This is a genomic window from Terasakiella sp., assembly GCF_048267425.1.
Classification (GTDB): Bacteria; Pseudomonadota; Alphaproteobacteria; order Rhodospirillales; family Terasakiellaceae; genus Terasakiella.
Window position 1 is genome coordinate 30853 of the sequence record NZ_JBLWXN010000013.1, and the last position, 18664, is coordinate 49516.

15 protein-coding genes are annotated in these 18664 nt (G+C 50.3%); 14 read left to right on the forward strand and 1 reads right to left on the reverse strand.

Going from position 1 to position 18664, the window contains the following annotated elements:
* Positions 1-113: 113 nt before the first annotated feature.
* The 4 genes from ACN0VA_RS16070 (at position 114) to ACN0VA_RS16085 (ending at position 6856) form a co-directional block, all read left to right on the forward strand.
* On the forward strand, positions 114-1817 hold the full coding sequence (locus ACN0VA_RS16070) for a peptidase domain-containing ABC transporter (RefSeq protein WP_417822142.1): 1704 nt from the start codon (positions 114-116) through the stop codon (positions 1815-1817).
* The gene (locus tag ACN0VA_RS16075) at positions 1814-3109 is read left to right on the forward strand and encodes an HlyD family type I secretion periplasmic adaptor subunit (RefSeq protein WP_417822143.1); all 1296 of its coding nucleotides are present in this window, start codon (positions 1814-1816) and stop codon (positions 3107-3109) included. The genes ACN0VA_RS16070 and ACN0VA_RS16075 overlap by 4 nt, the downstream gene beginning before the upstream one ends.
* 74 nt (positions 3110-3183) lie before the next feature.
* Entirely contained in the window at positions 3184-4992 is a 1809-nt protein-coding gene (locus ACN0VA_RS16080) for a TolC family protein (protein ID WP_417822144.1), read from the forward strand.
* 178 nt (positions 4993-5170) lie between these two features.
* Entirely contained in the window at positions 5171-6856 is a 1686-nt protein-coding gene (locus ACN0VA_RS16085; protein ID WP_417822145.1) for a methyl-accepting chemotaxis protein, read from the forward strand.
* A 33-nt stretch (positions 6857-6889) separates the two neighbouring features.
* Here ACN0VA_RS16085 and ACN0VA_RS16090 read toward each other — a convergent pair whose 3' ends face one another.
* On the reverse strand, positions 6890-7300 hold the full coding sequence (locus ACN0VA_RS16090; protein WP_417822146.1) for a DUF3775 domain-containing protein: 411 nt from the start codon (positions 7298-7300) through the stop codon (positions 6890-6892).
* A gap of 95 nt (positions 7301-7395) precedes the next feature.
* On the opposite strand from ACN0VA_RS16090, the gene ACN0VA_RS16095 reads away from it, so the two are divergent.
* The 10 genes from ACN0VA_RS16095 to ACN0VA_RS16140 all read left to right on the forward strand — a co-directional run bounded on the left by ACN0VA_RS16095 (position 7396) and on the right by ACN0VA_RS16140 (position 18653).
* On the forward strand, positions 7396-8397 hold the full coding sequence (locus tag ACN0VA_RS16095) for a HupU protein (RefSeq protein ID WP_417822147.1): 1002 nt from the start codon (positions 7396-7398) through the stop codon (positions 8395-8397).
* A gap of 17 nt (positions 8398-8414) precedes the next feature.
* Entirely contained in the window at positions 8415-9851 is a 1437-nt protein-coding gene (locus tag ACN0VA_RS16100; RefSeq protein ID WP_417822148.1) for a nickel-dependent hydrogenase large subunit, read from the forward strand.
* 157 nt (positions 9852-10008) lie between these two features.
* Positions 10009-11187: a nickel-dependent hydrogenase large subunit gene (locus ACN0VA_RS16105; protein WP_417822149.1), complete on the forward strand. Its 1179-nt coding sequence runs from the start codon at positions 10009-10011 to the stop codon at positions 11185-11187.
* 1 nt (position 11188) lies between these two features.
* A complete protein-coding gene (gene hypA, locus ACN0VA_RS16110) occupies positions 11189-11530 on the forward strand; it encodes a hydrogenase maturation nickel metallochaperone HypA (protein ID WP_417822150.1) in 342 nt (113 codons plus the stop codon).
* A complete protein-coding gene (gene hypB, locus ACN0VA_RS16115; protein ID WP_417822151.1) occupies positions 11531-12388 on the forward strand; it encodes a hydrogenase nickel incorporation protein HypB in 858 nt (285 codons plus the stop codon).
* On the forward strand, positions 12348-14576 hold the full coding sequence (gene hypF, locus ACN0VA_RS16120; RefSeq protein ID WP_417822152.1) for a carbamoyltransferase HypF: 2229 nt from the start codon (positions 12348-12350) through the stop codon (positions 14574-14576). Before hypB ends, hypF begins: the two co-directional genes overlap by 41 nt.
* A gap of 4 nt (positions 14577-14580) precedes the next feature.
* Positions 14581-14814 carry a HypC/HybG/HupF family hydrogenase formation chaperone gene (locus ACN0VA_RS16125; protein WP_417822153.1) on the forward strand — a complete coding sequence of 78 codons (234 nt, stop codon included), beginning with the start codon at positions 14581-14583 and terminating at the stop codon, positions 14812-14814.
* Complete coding sequence (hypD, locus tag ACN0VA_RS16130) at positions 14811-15938, forward strand: hydrogenase formation protein HypD (RefSeq protein WP_417822154.1); 1128 nt, start codon at positions 14811-14813, stop codon at positions 15936-15938. Before ACN0VA_RS16125 ends, hypD begins: the two co-directional genes overlap by 4 nt.
* A gap of 27 nt (positions 15939-15965) precedes the next feature.
* Positions 15966-17012, forward strand: a complete 1047-nt coding sequence (hypE, locus tag ACN0VA_RS16135) for a hydrogenase expression/formation protein HypE (protein WP_417822155.1) — start codon at positions 15966-15968, stop codon at positions 17010-17012.
* Entirely contained in the window at positions 17013-18653 is a 1641-nt protein-coding gene (locus ACN0VA_RS16140; protein ID WP_417822156.1) for a hydrogenase maturation protein, read from the forward strand.
* The last annotated feature ends 11 nt before the right edge of the window (positions 18654-18664 follow it).

Here is an 18664-nt window from a genome sequence, read left to right on the forward strand (position 1 = left end):
AGATTGCCAATTATCACCTTATTGGAACGCCGCACCTCCTGATTAACCGATTTTAAATTCTTTTCTGCCAGTTATTGCAAGTTGCAACAAGTGAACATCAAGGATAAAAGCACATGGAACAAGACGGTGAAAAAGGGCTGTTTCGCAGTATCTTCGCCCCCCTTTTCCCCTTGTTAGGCGAGACCTTCGCCGCAACCCTCGTCATCAATATATTGGCCTTTGCCATTCCCGTTTTTGTATTGCAGGTCTATGACCGTGTGATTGCCCAAGCGGGCCTTTCCACCTTGCAAGGCCTCGTCATCGGGATGGCTGGGGTCATCATTTTTGATTTTGTCTTGCGCCAAGCCCGTTCCGGCTTGTTGCAACATGCGGCCATGCGTATTGATGCCACCCTTGCCAAACGCCTGTTTGAAAAATTCACCCGTATTCCTTTGCGTATTCTGGAACATCGCCCCAGCGCCTTTTGGCAATCGCTTTTTCACGATGTCGACAATATACGAACGGCCCTGTCCGGTATTGCCGCAATTCTGCTGGCTGATTTACCTTTCAGCGTGATCGGGATTATCCTGATTGTCGCCCTTGCCAAGCCATTGGCATGGGCCTTATTCATTATTGTTCCTCTGTTCATTCTGCTGGCCTTTATTTCCAGCCTCTCAGCGCGCAGTTCCACGACTGAAGAACGCAGCGCAACCATGCGCCGGGATGCTCTTGTCTCTGAAATGATTGCCAATCGTACCACGGTCAAGGCTCTTGGGCTTGGGTCTTATCTGGGGACCATCTGGGAAGAGCGACAAGCCCGTACCATTGACAGCTCCATTCAAAAGGCCGCACGGGCTGATCGTTATCATAATCTGGCTAAAACATTACTGCTGTCTTCTACCGTGACCTTAACCGGGTTTGGGGCCATTGCCATTATCAATCAAGAACTAACCGTCGGGGCCTTGATTGCCGCCAATATGCTGGTTTCACGCATCTTGCAACCCCTTAATCAACTCGTCTTGCAATGGAAGGCACTCAGCGCGGCGCGGCAATCTTTTCAACGTGTTAAAAAAGTACTGGATTACCCCGAAGATAGCCAAAACGCCACATTAGACCTGCCACGTCCGCAAGGGAAAATGATACTGGAAGGCGTTTCCTACAGTTTTGGCGATCAGGAAAATGCCCCGGTTCTGAAAGGGGTTACGGCCAGCCTTGGTGCCAGCGGATTACACGCGATTGTCGGCCCAAACGGCAGTGGGAAAAGCACGTTGTTAAAACTGATGCGTGGTTTATATGCCCCGCAAGCTGGTCGTATTTTGCTGGACGAAGGCGATATGGTCCAGTTTAGCGAAGCCGAAAAACTCAACTGGTTTGGCTATCTGCCACAGGATACCCGCCTGCTCAGCGGCACGATCAAAGACAACCTATCGATGGGAATTACAGTCCCCAGTGACGAAACCATCGCGAAAGCCACAAAAACCATTGGCTTGCATGATGAGATCATGGCCATGAAAAACGGCTATTCCACGCAGGTCGGCGAACATGGGGAAAATCTGTCTGGTGGTTTGCGACAACGCCTTGCCCTGGCACGCACATTGGTCAATGACCCGGTTGTTCTATTGCTGGATGAACCCTCAAATAATCTGGACACCAATGCGGAAATGACACTGGCCCGCCTTTTGAAAGAATTGTCTAAATCGCGCACCGTTATTATGGTAACCCATAGCATGACATTGTTAGAAGCCGCCGACAGCATCATGGTTCTGGAACGTGGGCAAATTCGCGCTGGCGGCAAGGCCCGCGACGTTCTCTCCCGCCTGAGAGGAGCACGCCCATGAGCCGTCTGAACGATATCATCACCAAACGTAAAAAATCACCTTGGTTGTATCCGTCCCGTTTCATCCTGATCTTGCTGATTGGCCTTGGGTACTGGATGAACACGACCATTATCGACGAAGTGGCTATCGCACCGGGCAAGGTCGTCCCGCAAAGCAAAGTCAAGACCGTACAACATCTGGAAGGTGGCATTATCAAGGAATTGAATATCCGTGAAGGCAGCGCCGTTAAAAAAGGTGCTCCCTTGATGGTACTGACCCTTGGTGTTGGGAAACTGAACCGGCAGGAATTATTGACAGAGCTGGAAGGTTTACGCCTTCTGGAAGCCCGTCTCATGGCGGAAAGTGCAGATGAAAATGCAATTTCCTTTCCGGCTGAACTTGCTGAGCGGCGCCCGCAAACCGTGCGGCGTGAACAAAACACTTTTGAGGCCAAACGATCTGAACTTTCCGGTCAACTCAGCGTTATTCGCAAACAAATCAAACAAAAAGAACTGGCGATTGAATCCTTTCGCACCAAACGGGCCGCTGCAACCAATAAACTGGCCATCACACGGGAAAGTCAAAGTCTCGCCGAAGATGCCATGAACAAAGGGATGGGCATGCGCGCGGAGTATCTGAGCCTCAGTTCCCAAGTTGAAAGCCTGTTGGGTGAAATCCGCACCATTGATGCTGAAATCCCCGCGGCCCGTGCCGATATCGAAGAAGCCCGCGCGCGTTTAAGCGAAACCCGCCTGAAATACCGACGCAAGGCTTCCGAAGAACTCAGCAAAGTTTCGCGCGAAATTTCCCTGATTGAAAAAGTCCTTGGCGAAGCGACAGAACAAGAAAAACGCACGATCATTCGCGCCCCCATCGACGGCACCGTCAAGAACCTGAAATACACCAATACGGGTGCAGTTGTGCGCCCCGGCGAACCCATCATGGAACTGGTTCCCTTGCGCGACAGCCTTGTGATTGAAGCCCGCCTCAGTCCAACAGACCGGGGGTACGTCCAAGTCGGCCTGCCCGCCAACATAAAAGTATCTGCCTATGATTTTGTGCGTTATGGGGCTTTGCCCGGTCGGGTGATCCAGATTGCCCCGGATACAGATAAAACCGAAAACGGTCTTCCCTTTTATCGTGTGATTATCGCAACCGAACGCACGCATTTGGGCGATGGTCAAAAATTATACCTGCCCATTACAACCGGCATGGAAACACAGGTTGATATTGTGACCGGCAAACGTAGTGTTTTGGATTTCTTCCTCCGACCCTTATTACGGTTGAAAGATGAGGCCTTTCGTGAACGTTGATGTTAAGGGTATTTTAAACCTTGTGGTTTAATTTGGGTTCAATTGGGAATCTGAATCATCCATAAGGGCAAAATATGGGACCGGGTCTTAAAAAGTTTTGGCGCAACACCACCAGTGCATTGGTCATGTTAAGCGCAATCGGGTTCAGTACCGAACTACAGGCAAACCCGTTGGCGAGTGAGCTGCAATATCTGCTGGAAAACTATCCTGCCATTCAGTCCAAAGCCTCTCTCACTGATGCCGCACGCGAAGACATCAAAGCGGCCTATGCCCTGTCTGCCCCTGTCCTGGCTGTCAGTGGCGATGCCGGATATCAACATACCGACCAACCGGGCAATGACGATTTTCGCACCCGTGCCAACGTGACGGCAACCTATAACTTGTTTGATGGACAATATAGCGCCTTTGAACAACAGTCTGCCGAAATCAACCATAAAAGCAACACAGTCGACTTGGACAACACCCGCCAACGCATCTTATTTCAGGGGATACAGGCATACCTGAATTTGGTTTTGCAAAACAAGCTGGTTGAAATTTCACAAACCAACGTGAAGTTGGTTGAACAGATCAAAACATTTATCGAGTCTGAATCCAATGTCGGGCGTATGTCACATGCCGATTTGTTACAGGCACGCGCCCGTCTCGCACAGGCACATGAAGCCCTAGCTGCCTATCAGGGGGCACAACGCCAAGGCCAAAACCGATATTATCACCTGTTTCAACGTGTCCCACCTGCGGAAAAAATGCTGGATCCTTTGACCCCATCCGAAGTGGTGCCGGAAAGCCTTGAAGAAGCCATTCGCCTCGCACGTAAACACAATCCGGTTCTGCAAAGTGCCGCTTTGTTGACGGAAGCCTCTTCTGCACGGGTGGGGTCGGTTGAATCTGCGCTTTATCCCCGTGTAGACCTTGAGGCCGCAGGCGATGCAAAATATAATGTGGATGGTGTCGATGGTTCTGAAAATGAAGCAACCTTGCTTCTAAAACTGAACTGGAACTTATTTGATGGCGGACGGGTGAAATCTCAAACCCATGCCGCGGCCCTGCGCCATAATGCCGCGATGATGGATTTGCGCAGCAAACATATGGAAATCGAGGAACAGGTCCGCAACGCCTTTTCCACCATTGAAACCCAGCGCCAACGCTTTCGCACCCTTCAGGATGCAGAGGCCATCGCACACGAAGCCTTTCAGGCGCGTTATGACATGATGGCCAGCGGCAAAGAAACCATTATTACCGTCTTGGATACAGCACTGGAATTGCTGAATGTCCGCATTGCCGTCACCTCGTCAGACTATACACACCGTTTGGCAAACTATCAGTTATTATTGGCAACAGGACAGTTAAACCAGACCTCCATTGCGCAATTGGTTGTGGAAGGTAAATTGCAGCCTGCTGTCGCGGATGACACACACCTCTTGCAAAAACTGCTGGATGGGGAAGCTATTCCCGCCCCACAGGATACGCTAAGCCCCTCCTCACCCGACCTATTGCAAGCCTCATACGATGATATGGCCCCGATGCAATTGGCAAACGATAGCTCAGCTTATAATGACATGGCGGCCTTTGAAGCCGCACACGGTGCCCCTTACAGCCCGGAACTGGCCCCGGAAACGGGTCCCACAGGCCCGATTGAGCTGGGACCGGCAGCCAATGATGCAACGGGATATTATGTGGTTTTAGGTAGTTTTTCGGAACCTGTTTATGCACAAGACCGAATTGCGCTGGCAGGCATGGATAACGCCTTTATGAAAGCCATTGATATCAACGGATCAACATATCAACGTGTGCTGGCCGGCCCCATGAGCCAACTTGAGGCCGAAACTGCACGAGATCAAGCCAAGTCGCGCGGCATCCCGGATAGCTGGATTTTACGCCAATAAACCAACTACGTTTATTGTCAGCTCAAACTTATCCTAAACATTTATATAAATCTTTGTTTTTATTATTTTTTTCACTCTGAGAGATTGAAAAATCAATCTTTCCTGCCTACAATTTAAGACTGAAAAAAGAAAAAATAACCTACCCCCTAAATTTAATCAGTTGCAGAGGTGCCAAGCTATGAAACTTGGAAATATTCGCTTAGGCCGCAAGCTGGGCGTGATAATGGCTATATCCTTATCCGGCTTAATCTTAATCACCGTCTTTGGCCTGACAGCCCTAAACGGTAATCTTTTGGCAGAACGCGAACGACAGGCCAAAAGTATGGTCGAAGCAACTTACACCTTGCTTGAGGGGTTACAAAAACGCGTCAACGCCAATGAGATTTCGTTGGAGACAGCTAAAGATGAAGCCACCCATGCCATCAACGCCATTCGTTATGGGGAAGAAGATTACATCTGGATCAACGATTTACAGCATGTCATGGTCGTCCATCCAACCGATCCAAAATTAAACGGGCAGGACGTCAGTGGCTTTAAAGACCCTGATGGGAAAATGCTGTTTCAGGATATTGTGAAGGTTGCGAAATCATCCAAGGAAGGCAGCGTCGAATATCGTTGGGCCAAACCCGGATTTAAAGACCCCGTGGATAAAATCTCCTACGTCAAACTGTTTGAACCTTGGGGATGGGTGATCGGAACGGGTGTTTATCTAGATGAAGTTCAAGCAACCTTCTGGGCAGAAGCCACCCAAGAGGCCCTTATCTTTCTTGTTGCAACACTCGTCATTGCACTGGGTGCTTTTATGGTTTCCAGAGACATTAGCAACAGTGTAGATCAATTATCTCTGGCAATGAAACGCTTGGCAGAAGGTCATACGGAAGAAGTTACTCCTCTACAGGGGCGTCGCGATGAAGTCGGGGAGATGGCTCACAATGTTGAATATTTCCGCGCCCAAATGATTGAGAATGAACAACTCGCCGCTCATCAACGTGAAGAAGAAGAGGCCCAACGCCAACGCGCACGTACAATCCAAAAACTTGCCAGCGAATTTGACATGGGCGTCAATATCGCCCTTCAGCAAGTCGCATCCGCTGCACAGCAACTTGATATGACCGCCAATGGTATGAGTGCCACGGCCACACAAACCAGCACACAAGCCTCCGCTGTTGCTAGTGCCTCTCAACAAACGGCAACCAATGTGGAAACCGTCGCAGCCGCTTCTGAAGAACTGACAGCCTCCATTCACGAAGTCGGCAAACAAGTTGCACAATCTTCACAGATTGCACAACAGGCCGCCCATAAAGTAACGGAAAGCCAAGGCACTGTTCGCACCTTGTCAGAAACAGCCAACCGCATTTCAGAGGCCTCCCAACTGATTGGCGATATTGCAGATCAAACCAATATGCTGGCCTTAAACGCAACCATCGAAGCCGCCCGCGCCGGTGAAGCGGGCAAAGGGTTTGCGGTTGTCGCTTCTGAAGTCAAAACCCTTGCAACCCAAACAGGACGAGCAACCGAAGAAATCGCCGCACACGTCAGTGCCATCCAAAAAGTCAGCCGCGATACGGTTGAAGCCATTTCAGAAATCAACCATATCATCACCGAGATGAATGAAATTGCTGCCGCCGTTGCCGCCGCTGTTGAAGAACAGGATGCCGCGACATCCGAGATTGCGCGCAATATCGAACAAGCCTCCCACGGTACGCAGGAAGTCAATCAAAACATTTTGCATGTTAATGATGCCGCTAACGATACGGGGGCCGCGTCCAAAGAAGTCTTGCATGCCTCCTCACAATTGAACGACCAGTCCACATCCCTACGTTCAATCGTTGAAGACTTCCTAAAAGGCGTGAAATCTGCATAAGAACGATATAGTCCCCTGCTTAATCGTAGGGGGCTATAATCGCCCGATTTCAAATTCTTCGATAGAGACACCCATTTCGGACAGACCTTCTTCCAAATAGTCCGATAACAAAGGCGTCCCCATTAAATATTGCGGCGTGCTTTTGGCGCTCGGGTCAGCTTCAACAGCTTGCGCGTAAGCCTCCCCAAATTCATCCTTGGAATAACTGCCCCGCCCCAACCATGTGAGTGCGACCAGTTCATGTAACTGATCGGCATTCAGATTTGCCAAGGCTTCATGCAGTTCGGCCTCGGTTGCATCATCAGCATAATCTTGCAAGATTTCCACACAACCGTCATCAACTGCATCGGACTCCCGATCACGGCCTTCCGGTTCAACCTTCACATCGAATTCGCGTGCTTTCATAATGATATAAAAGACGCTGTCTGCACTGAGATACCTCATCACGTCCTCCCCGTTTGAAGAGACACATAGACATTTTCTCTATGTCTGAAGTAAGATACCACGACTATCGGGTAACAAAGTTGATTTAGGTCACCATGTCACACACAAATGCGCTCTGGCTTCAATGCGGTGCTTGCGGGGGGTGTTCCATGTCCTTACTGGGCTATGAAGGAACCAACCTGCTGGACGCATTCGACAGCGCGGGCCTTCATTTTTTATGGCATCCGACACTGAGCGAAACCTCCGGGCGCCCCGTCATTGACCTGATGATTGACATTGTTTCCGGCAAAACCAAACTGGATTTGTTGATTGTGGAAGGCACGCCCTTGCTTGGCCCCAACGGAACCGGTCGTTATCAAATGATGGGCGGGTCGGAAAAACCCATGATCACCTGGTTGATCGAATTGGCCCACAAGGCAAAATACTGTGTGGCAGTTGGCAGCTGTGCGGCATACGGCGGTATCCCAATGGCGGGGGACGAACGGCTGGAAGCCACCGGCCTGCAATATCAATCCAACCAGGTCGGCGGACTTTTGGGGGAAGATTATCGATCCGGTTCCGGTCTGCCGGTGATTAACATTCCCGGTTGCGCCCCTCACCCCGACTGGATTGTCGAAACCTTATCCTGTCTTGCCGATGAAAGCTTATCGGCGCAGGATTTTGACCCGGAAGGACGGCCACTGGCTTATTTTGGTCACCTTGCCCACCACGGCTGTCCGCGCAACGAATATTATGAATTCAAAGCCAGCGCCGCAGAAGATTCCGATCAAGGATGCTTGATGGAAAATTTAGGCTGCAAAGGCACCCAAGCCCTTGGCGATTGTAATATCCGACCGTGGAACGGGTCCGGGTCCTGTCTGCAAGGGGGATATTCCTGTATTGCCTGCACCATGCCGGGGTTTGAAGATCCGGGTTCACCCTTTTTGGAAACCGCCAAAATTGCCGGTATTCCGGTTGGCTTGCCCAGTGATATGCCAAAGGCATGGTTTGTCGCACTGGCAGCCCTTTCGAAATCCGCAACACCGCAACGGGTACGTGAAAATGCCCATTCCGATAAAATCGTCCATCAACCGACCCGAAAAAAAGCCACGAATTAAAACCAAAGAGCATACTTATGTCACGCAAGATCATCGGCCCTTTTTCCCGCGTCGAAGGCCATTTGGAAATCGACCTGAACCGCAACGGACCCAGCGTTGTGGACGCACAGGTCAATTCACCGATGTATCGTGGCATGGAAACCATCCTGCTGGATCGTGTCCCGATGGATGCCCTGACGATAGTACCGCGTATTTGCGGTATTTGTTCGGTGTCTCAATCCGTTGCTGCTGCGCAAGCATTGGCGAAATTATCAGACGTTAGCCCCCCTAAAAACGGGCAACTGGTCACCAATCTGGTCTTGGCCTGTGAAATGCTATCCAATCATCTGACGCACTTTTATTTGTTTTTTATGCCCGATTTTGCCCGCGATATTTATGCAAACCGCCGCTGGCACAACAATGCGCTGCGGTTTCAGGCACAACGCGGAAACGCACAAGCAGAAGTCTTGGACGCACGGAACCGTTTTTTGCACATGATGGGCGAATTGGCCGGCAAATGGCCCCATACCCTTGCCTTGCGCCCCAGCGGCACCACATCGACCGTCCATGCCGCGCAAAAACGAAAACTTAAAACCATCCTGACTGGCATGCGTCGTTTTCTGGAAACAACCTTGTTTGGTTGCCCCCTCAACGACATGCTTGCCCTGAAATCCAAATCAGACCTTCACACCTGGGCCAAAGAAGGTCGGGGCGACCTTGGCTTTTTCATACATTTATCTGAAGCCTTATCCTTTCATGAAATGGGCAAAAGCCAATCGGTCTTGTTGGCAGGTGGTGGGTTGCCTCTTGAAAACAAAGAATTGTTTAAACAGGGAATTTTCAAAGACCAACATTTCGCCCCCTTGCCCGTCGATAAAATCAATGAAGATATTTCCCACAGTTTTATGGCAGGCGCGACCGTGCAATTCCCGCAAAATGCCAAAAATGACCCGGACCTTGATCAAAACAACGCCTATAGCTGGTGCAAAGCCCCGCGTTTAGGGTCAGACCGCTGCGAGGTCGGTGCTTTGGCCCGTCACGTCATCAATGGCCATCCTCTGTTTTGTGATCTTTATGTGCAGGAAGGCAGTACGGTAAAAAGCCGCATTTTTGCCCGCGCATGGGAAATGGCCTTTTTGGTTGATGCGATGGAAAACTGGATTGATCAAATCGATCCAACCGCCCCCTTCTATACGCCCTTTACCCCGGCACAGAACGGACATGCTTTCGCCTTTATCGAAGCGGCACGCGGGACATTGGGCCACTGGATCAGCGTTGAAAATAACAAGATCACCAACTATCAAATCATTGCCCCAACCACATGGAACTTCTCCCCCCGTGATCAAGCCGGGCAACCCGGTCCACTGGAAAGCGCCTTGGAAGGTGCACCCATCCTATCCGGGGAAGACGATCCGGTTTCCGTGCAACATATTGTGCGTTCGTTCGACCCTTGCATGGCCTGTACCGTCCATTAAAGTGGAAGAATGGTTTCCATATACCGGACTCTTCCCTTCCACATACATCTTCAACACCCCGATCAAAACCTTGCAAAGCCTAGACTTAAGTATGAAATAAAGATGGCACGCCTTTTGCTGTCTATGACTGAAGGCATGACAAGGGGTAAAGAAGCAAATGAATGTGGGTGCAGACCATATTGTTCTGAAACTGATCACACAGCAAAACCGGGTTGAGGATGTTCACATTGCCTCCAATCGGACCACAATGGCGGCCCGGATACTGGAAGGGAAATCTCCGCAAGAAGCTTGCGCTTTCGTTCCCTTGCTGTTCAGCCTATGTGGCACCGCACAGCATCAAGCTGCCCTCAACGCGATGGAACAGGCCTTGGGTTATATCCCCAGTCCCGCACATAAAACGGCACGCCACCTCCTGCTATTGGCGGAAGGGATCGCGGAACATACCACCCGCCTTTTAATCGATTGGGCCGAATTGGCCGGACAGGATAAAAACATTGAACAAATCCGCGATATCCGCCAAACCCTCGCCTCTTTTAAAAACCTGATTTTTACAGAAAGTGGGCATGACAAAATCGGCGGCGGCACACTGGCCCCTGACATGACAAAACTCAGCAGTGAGTTTTCCCGCTTACAAACAATTATGCAGTCAGAAATCTTCCAAATCACGCCACGTGAATTTGCAGACATGCCAAACAAGGAAGCTTTGGAGAACTGGATTAGCACAACCGACAGCCTGCCGGCACGTTGTTTAAAACACTGGCAACAAGAAGGTTTATCCGACATCATCTGGCCCATCACCCAAGGATTGATGGATTTCGCCCCCGAAGAAATCGCCCTGCATATGGACGCAGAAAATGCCGATCAATTCATCACCTACCCCACTTGGGATGGACAGCCCTGTCAGACCGGAGCCTTGATGCGCCACCTCAGCCACCCGTTTTTGCGTCAGTTTGACCATCGTGCGCTTTCCTATTTTTGTGCGAAATTAATCGACCTTGCCGTTATGATCGAAGACTTTGAAAAAAATATCAGCGGGTTGAAACAGGGCAATGACCTTTATCATACCAAGGCCACCTATAAAGGATATGCACAAATCGAAGCCGTACGCGGACAACTTAGCCACCGGGTCTGGATTAATCCGCAAAATGACACAATTGCACGCTACCGTATCCTTGCCCCGACCGAATGGAATTTCCACCCCAATGGAATTTTAAAACAAGCCTTGATCGGGATAAAGGCCGCAAGTGAAGACAAGCTCAAACAAATCGCACAAATCAGCGTCCTTGCATTGGACCCCTGTGTTGCCTGCCGGGTAGAGATTGAGGAACAAAATTAACATGCATGAAATGTCGCTGACACAGGGTGTGCTGAATATTCTGGAAGACTATGCAAAAACAAACGGGTTTGCCAAAGTCAAGACAGTCTGGTTGGAAATCGGGCAGCTTTCCCATGTGGAGCCTGAGGCTATGGCCTTTTGCTTTGATGCCGTTATGAAAGGCACGATCGCTGACGGGGCCAAACTTGAAATCGTTGAAACACCGGGCCAAGCCATTTGTGTGGACTGCGCCGAAGAATTGGAAATTGCCTCGCGCATTGCCCAATGTCCCAAATGTGGCAGTTATAAGCTCCATATATCGGGGGGAGATGAAATGCGGGTCAAAGAACTGGAGGTCGAATAAATGTGTACAGTTTGCGGATGCGGCACCGCCAAAATCGAAGGCGCTCATAAACACGATCACAGCCACAGCCATGACGAAGGATGTGGGTGCGACCATCACCATCACGATCATTCACATGACCATGACCACCACCATCACCCCCACGATATGCATTTCGGCGAAAACGAAGCAGGCGTATCTGTCCCCGGTATGGAAACCAAACGCCTGATTTCTATTGAGCAGGATATCCTGAGTAAAAACGACCATATCGCTGCCCACAACCGCGTCCATTTCAAGGAAGATGGTATTTTCGTTCTTAATCTCGTTTCCTCACCGGGATCGGGTAAAACCACCCTGTTGACCCGTACCTTGACGGATTTAAAAGATCAATTGCCCATTGCCGTCATTGAAGGAGATCAGCAAACCGCAAATGATGCTGATCGTATCCGTGAAACCGGCGTTCCAGCCTTACAGGTCAATACGGGCAAAGGTTGCCATCTGGATGCTGACATGGTTGCCCAAGCCAGATCCCGTCTGGATATGCCGAAAAAAGGTGTCTTGTTTATTGAAAATGTCGGCAATCTTGTTTGTCCTGCCGGTTTTGATTTGGGAGAAGCCCATAAAATAGCCATCCTGTCAGTGACAGAAGGCGAAGATAAACCGATCAAATATCCCGATATGTTTGCCGCCGCCGATATTATGATCCTGACCAAAACCGACCTGCTGCCTTATCTTGATTTTGATGTAGCGGCCTGCCTTGAGTACGCGCGACGCGTCAACCCCGACCTGAAAATTTTCCAATTATCCTCCAAAAACGGGGATGGGCTGGATCAATGGTATGACTGGATCAAAGCCGGTGTTGATGCAGCCCAATCTTAAACGAATTCAATATCGCGTGCGCGGTCAGGTACAAGGGGTCGGCTTTCGCCCCTTTGTCTATCAACTCGCCTGGGATTTAGGCCTGACCGGTTGGGTCTTAAATGACCAAGAAGGTGTGTTGATTGAGGTTCAAGGCAGCACCACAAACGCTTTCCTCAATGCGTTACATAAACAGGCGCCTGCCCTGTCACGCATTCAAAGCATCGAAGAAAAGGAAATTGAGAAAAAGGAAAATGAAGCCGTTTTTCTGATCCGCGAAAGTGAATGTGGGGACGTTCAAACAGATATCATTCCTGATGCCGCCATTTGCCCGGATTGTCTGTCGGAAATGCGCGATCCAAATGATCGGCGTTATGGCTATCCTTTTTTAAACTGCACCCATTGCGGACCACGCTATACCATCACCCACAGCCTGCCTTATGATCGGGCGCAAACGTCGATGGCTGCATTTGAAATGTGCCCGGCCTGCGAAGCTGAATACCGTGATCCAACCAATCGGCGTTTTCATGCACAGCCAACTTGCTGTCCCAACTGCGGCCCTCGTCTTTCTATGGATATCAGTGAAATTGCCAACCGTATCCGCCAAGGTCAAATCCTCGCCATTAAGGGATTAGGTGGGTTCCATCTGGTTTGTGATGCCCATAACGAAACAGCCATTGAAAAGTTGCGCAAACGCAAAAACCGCGACGCCAAACCCTTTGCCATCATGGTCGCAGACTGTCAGGCCATTTGCGATTTTGCCAAGCTGGATCAGAACGAACAAATTCTGCTGGAAAGCCCTGAACGTCCCATCGTTTTATTGCGCAAAAAAAAGAGTAATCTACCAGACACGATTGCCCCAAACTTAAACCGCATCGGGGTTATGCTACCTTACACCCCTTTGCATTACCTGATTATGGATGCCTTGCGGGGACGGCCCCTTGTTATGACCAGTGCAAACCCCGGTGGGGAACCTTTGGTCATTGCAAATGACGAGGCCGAAAACCGTTTATCAAACATCGCAGATGCTATTGTCACCCATAACCGGGATATCCTAATCCGTGTGGATGACAGCGTGGTGCGCCATGACCTCAGCGGTCCGACCGTCCTGCGTTCGGCCCGTGGATTTACACCGCACCCCATCGACTTAACACAGGATACCCCCAGCATATTGGGATTGGGGGCCTTTCTGAAAAACACCATCTGTTTGACACGGGCAAACCATGCCTATCTCTCCCAACACATAGGGGACTTGGACAACGTGGCAACCTTGCGCTTTCAGGAAGAAACGTTCGATCATTTGCGCAAAATTCTGCAAGTCGATCCCATCCTTGCCGTGCATGATCTGCATCCCGATTTTGCCAGCACACGCTTTGCTCATCGTCTGGGAATTGAGACCTTTGCCGCCCAACATCATCATGCCCATATTGCCTCGGTTCTGGCAGAACATCAGATTGATGGTCCAGTGATCGGTCTTGCCCTTGACGGATTTGGCCTGGGAGACAATGGTGAAAGTTGGGGGGGTGAATTATTCAAGGTAGATGGATTAAACTGTACCCGTATCGGGCATCTACGCCCCTTGGCCCAACCGGGGGGCGACAAAGCGGCTGTTGAACCGTGGCGCATGGGGGCCAGCGCCCTGCATGCCTTGGGTCGCCGTGATGAAATCGGCAGCCGTTTTGCAGGCCATGACACGCAAACCTTAAAATTGATGCTGGATAAAGGCCTGAATTCCCCACACACATCCTCAATGGGCCGTTTGTTTGATGCGGCTTGCGGCCTATTAGGTGTTTGTGAAATCGCACAATATGAAGGTCATGCGCCGATGATGCTGGAAAGCCTTGTCAGCCGGATTGAGGTTGATTCACAAGGCTGGCAGCTGGATAAAAATGGCGAGTTAAACCTGCTGGCATTACTGAATACATTGTGTGAGCGCACCGCACAAAGTGGAGCCAATTTATTTCATGGCACCTTGGTTTTCGCCCTTGCCGACTGGGTGGAACAGGCCTGCACAAAACATAACATTTCCTGCGTTGCCTTATCGGGGGGATGTTTCCTGAACGAAATTCTCAGCCAAGGCTTAAAGCGTAAATTGCAACAAGCCGGTCTAAAGGTTTATCTTAATCAACATGTCCCCTTAAGCGATGCGGGCCTATCATTGGGCCAAGCATGGCTGGGACAACAAAAATTACTACGGGACGGGAGCTAATCTAATGTGTCTTGCCATGCCATCCAAAGTCGTTGACGTATTGGACGACGATATGGCCATCATCGAACTGGGTGGGGTAAAGAAAACCATCTCTCTTGGTTTGGTGGAAGACGTCACCCCCGGGGATTACGTCATCGTTCATGTCGGTTATGCCCTGTCCAAAATCGACGAGGACGAAGCCCTGAAAACCATCGCCTTGTTTGAAGAAATGACCAAAAACGAAAGTGTCGCCCCATGAAACATGTGGATGAATATCGCAACGGGGACACCGCACAAAAACTGGCCGCGACCCTTGCACGCGAAGTAGATCCGACACGTGATTACCGCCTGATGGAATTTTGTGGCGGGCATACCCACGCCATTTTTCGTTACGGTGTACAGGATCTTTTGCCCGGTAACGTCAAAATGATCCACGGGCCGGGCTGTCCGGTCTGCGTCTTACCCATATCACGCATTGATCAGGCGATTGCTTATGCGCGTCGTTCGGATGTTATTTTATGTTCTTATGGCGACATGCTGCGTGTCCCGGGATCCAAATTCACCAGTCTGATGAAGGCCAAGGCCGAAGGTTGCGATGTGCGTATGGTCTATTCCACATTGGATGCCTTGGAACTGGCACAAAATAATCCCGATAAAAAGATCGTTTTCTTTGCTATCGGGTTTGAAACCACAACACCGCCGACTGCGATGGCGATTAAGCAGGCCCAGACGATGGGGCTTAAAAATTTCTTTATTCTGTCCAACCACGTTCTGACCCCATCCGCCATTCAAAACATTCTGGAAAGCCCGGATGTGCGTGCCTTGGGCAGTGTGCCGTTGGACGGATTTCTCGGCCCGGCCCATGTCAGTGTGGTTATCGGTTCGCAACCTTATGAATATTTTGTGGAAGAGTTTCAGCGCCCCGTCGTTATTTCCGGGTTTGAACCACTGGACGTGATGCAGTCCATCCTGATGCTGGTTCGCCAATTAAACGAAGGCCGCGCCGAAGTCGAAAACCAATATCTGCGCGCCGTCACCCACATGGGCAATACCAAAGCCAAGAAACTGGTTGCGGAAATTTTCGAACTACGCCGTGTCTTTGAATGGCGTGGATTAGGCGAGGTGCCCTATTCCGGCCTGCGCATTAAGGAAGAATACGCTGCCTTTGACGCTGAAGTTCAAATCCCGGTGGAAACACCGCCAGCGCGCGAAAACAAAGCCTGTGAATGCCCTGCTATCCTGCGCGGCATGAAAAAACCGACCGATTGCAAACTGTTTGGCACCCATTGCACACCGGAAAACCCGATGGGGTCTTGCATGGTTTCCGCCGAAGGGGCGTGCGCGGCTTATTATTCCTACGGTCGTTTCCGCGAAGCCGTTTAACGTCTTACATAAAAAGAGAACAAATCAATGTCCACTCGTACAGCCTATACCCGTAACCTTGATTTAAAAAACGGTGTCGTTGAAATGAGCCACGGCGGCGGCGGTCGTGCCATGTCACAACTGATCGAACAATTGTTCGGGGACGCATTTGCCAATGATATCCTTGCCCAAGGCAACGATCAGGCTGCTTTTGAACTGCCGCGCGGTAAAGTGGTTATGAGCACAGACAGTTTCGTTATTTCCCCACTGTTTTTCCCCGGTGGCAATATCGGCAACCTTGCCGTTCACGGCACCGTCAACGATGTGGCTTTGTCCGGTGGTCAACCGCTTTACCTCACTGCCGGATTTATTCTGGAAGAAGGCTTTCCCTTAAAAGATTTAAAAACCATTGTCGATAGCATGGCTCATGCCGCCCATGAGGCCGGAGTCTATATCGTCACCGGCGATACCAAGGTTGTGGAACGCGGTCACGGCGACGGGGTCTATATCAACACAACGGGCATTGGCGTTATCACAGATGATATTCATATTTCTGGTGAACGCGCCCAACCGGGCGATAAAATTCTGATAAACGGATATGTCGGTGATCACGGGGTAGCCATCATGTCCTTGCGCGAAGGATTGGGGTTTGAAGCTTCCGTGCAATCTGATTGTGCCAACCTGAACGGTCTGATTGGCGATATGGTCAAGGCCATTCCCGATATCCATGTCATGCGCGACCCGACACGTGGGGGCTTGGCTGCTACCTTAAACGAAATTGCACGTCAAAGCGGGGTTGGCATGATGTTAAACGAACCCGATATCCCCATTCGTGACCAAGTGCGCGGGGCTTGCGAAATCCTCGGCCTTGATCCCCTGTATGTTGCCAACGAAGGTAAACTTCTTGCCATTTGTCCTGAAGATCAGGCAGAAACCTTGTTACACGCCATGCAAGCCCATCCACTCGGCAAACGGGCTGCTATCATCGGTACGATCATTGAAGATGCCAACAGTTTTGTCCAGCTTAAAACCGGATTTGGTGGCACGCGCGTTGTCGATTGGATTGCCGGTGAACAATTACCGAGGATTTGTTAAATGAAAGTCCTGCTGCTTACCCATAGCTTCAACAGCTTGACCCAGCGTTTATATGTGGAAATTGAACGCCTCGGCCATGAGGTCAGCGTTGAATTTGACATTAACGATCATGTCACCGAAGAAGCCGTTCACCTTTTTCAACCCGATATCCTGATCGCGCCTTTTTTAAAACGCGCTATTCCTGAATCAATCTGGTCCAAGCTAACCTGTTTAATCGTCCATCCCGGTCCGAAAGGGGACCGCGGGCCCTCCTCGTTGGACTGGGCTATTTTGCGGGGGGAAAAACAATGGGGTGTTACCTTGTTGCAAGCCGTTGCCGACATGGATGCCGGCCCCATTTGGGCGAGCCGTCGTTTTGCCATGCGCACCGCCCCGAAAAGCAGTATTTATCGCAACGAAGTTTCAGACGGGGCGGTGGAATGTGTTCTGGAAGCCTTGGCTAAATTTCAAGATCCGAATTTCATCCCCGAACCCTTGCAAGGCGATGGAAACTGGAACGATCTGATGAAACAAGCCGATCGACACATTGATTGGGGCACTGATGACAGCGCAACCATCTTGCGTAAAATTCAATGCGGAGATGGTAATCCCGGCGTTTTAGATATCATTAATGATAGAGAAGTTTATCTGCATAACGCCTGTCTTGAACCAAGCTTAAAGGGAACGCCCGGTGACATTCTGGCAACCCGAAACGGGGCCATTTGCCGGGCCACAACCGATGGGGCTATCTGGATCGGACATTTACGCAAAAAAGGCAAAGACACCTTCAAACTACCTGCAACCGAAATTCTGGGCCTACCTTATGGGGAGGGAGAACGCGATATCATCTTCGAAAAGGAAGGTGAAATCGGTTACCTGCATTTTCCTTTTCATAACGGGGCCATGAACACAGACCAGTGCCAACGCCTGTTGCATGCGTATGAAAACGCACGTACGGACAAAGACATTCACACCATTGTCTTGATGGGCGGGGAAGATTTCTTTTCAAACGGTATTCACTTGAATGCGATTGAAGCCGCACCGCGTCCTGCCGAAGAAAGCTGGAATAACATCAACGCGATGGATGATCTATGCGAAACCATCATCCGCACCACGGATAAAGTCACCGTTGCTGCCCTCAGTGGCAATGCAGGTGCCGGCGGTGTGTTCTTTGCACTGACTTGCGATAAAATTTATGCCCGCAACGGTGTTGTCTTAAACCCACATTATAAAAATATGGGCAATCTGTTCGGATCTGAATACTGGACCTATCTGTTACCCAAACGCATCGGCGCTGGCAATGAAGCCCTCGTCATGGAACATCGCCTGCCGATCTCTGCTATTAACGGCGTGGAGATGGGGCTTCTCACCAGTTGTTTTGGCGAAACGGTTGCCCAGTTCAGAGAGATTTTGCGCAAGAAAGTACACGAACTGGACCATCACGCCATTCTTGCCGACAAGCCTGTTGTGCGAGAAAAAGACGAAGCAAAAAAGCCCTTGAATGAGTATCGCCGCGAAGAACTGGAGCATATGAAGCTGAATTTTTTCGGCTTTGACCCCAGTTATCATGTGGCCCGATATAAGTTCGTTTTGCGCGAACCCAAATCCCACACTCCACTTTATCTTGCCAAACATCGCCAACGGGTCAAGAATAGGATGTAGCGCAGTGTCAT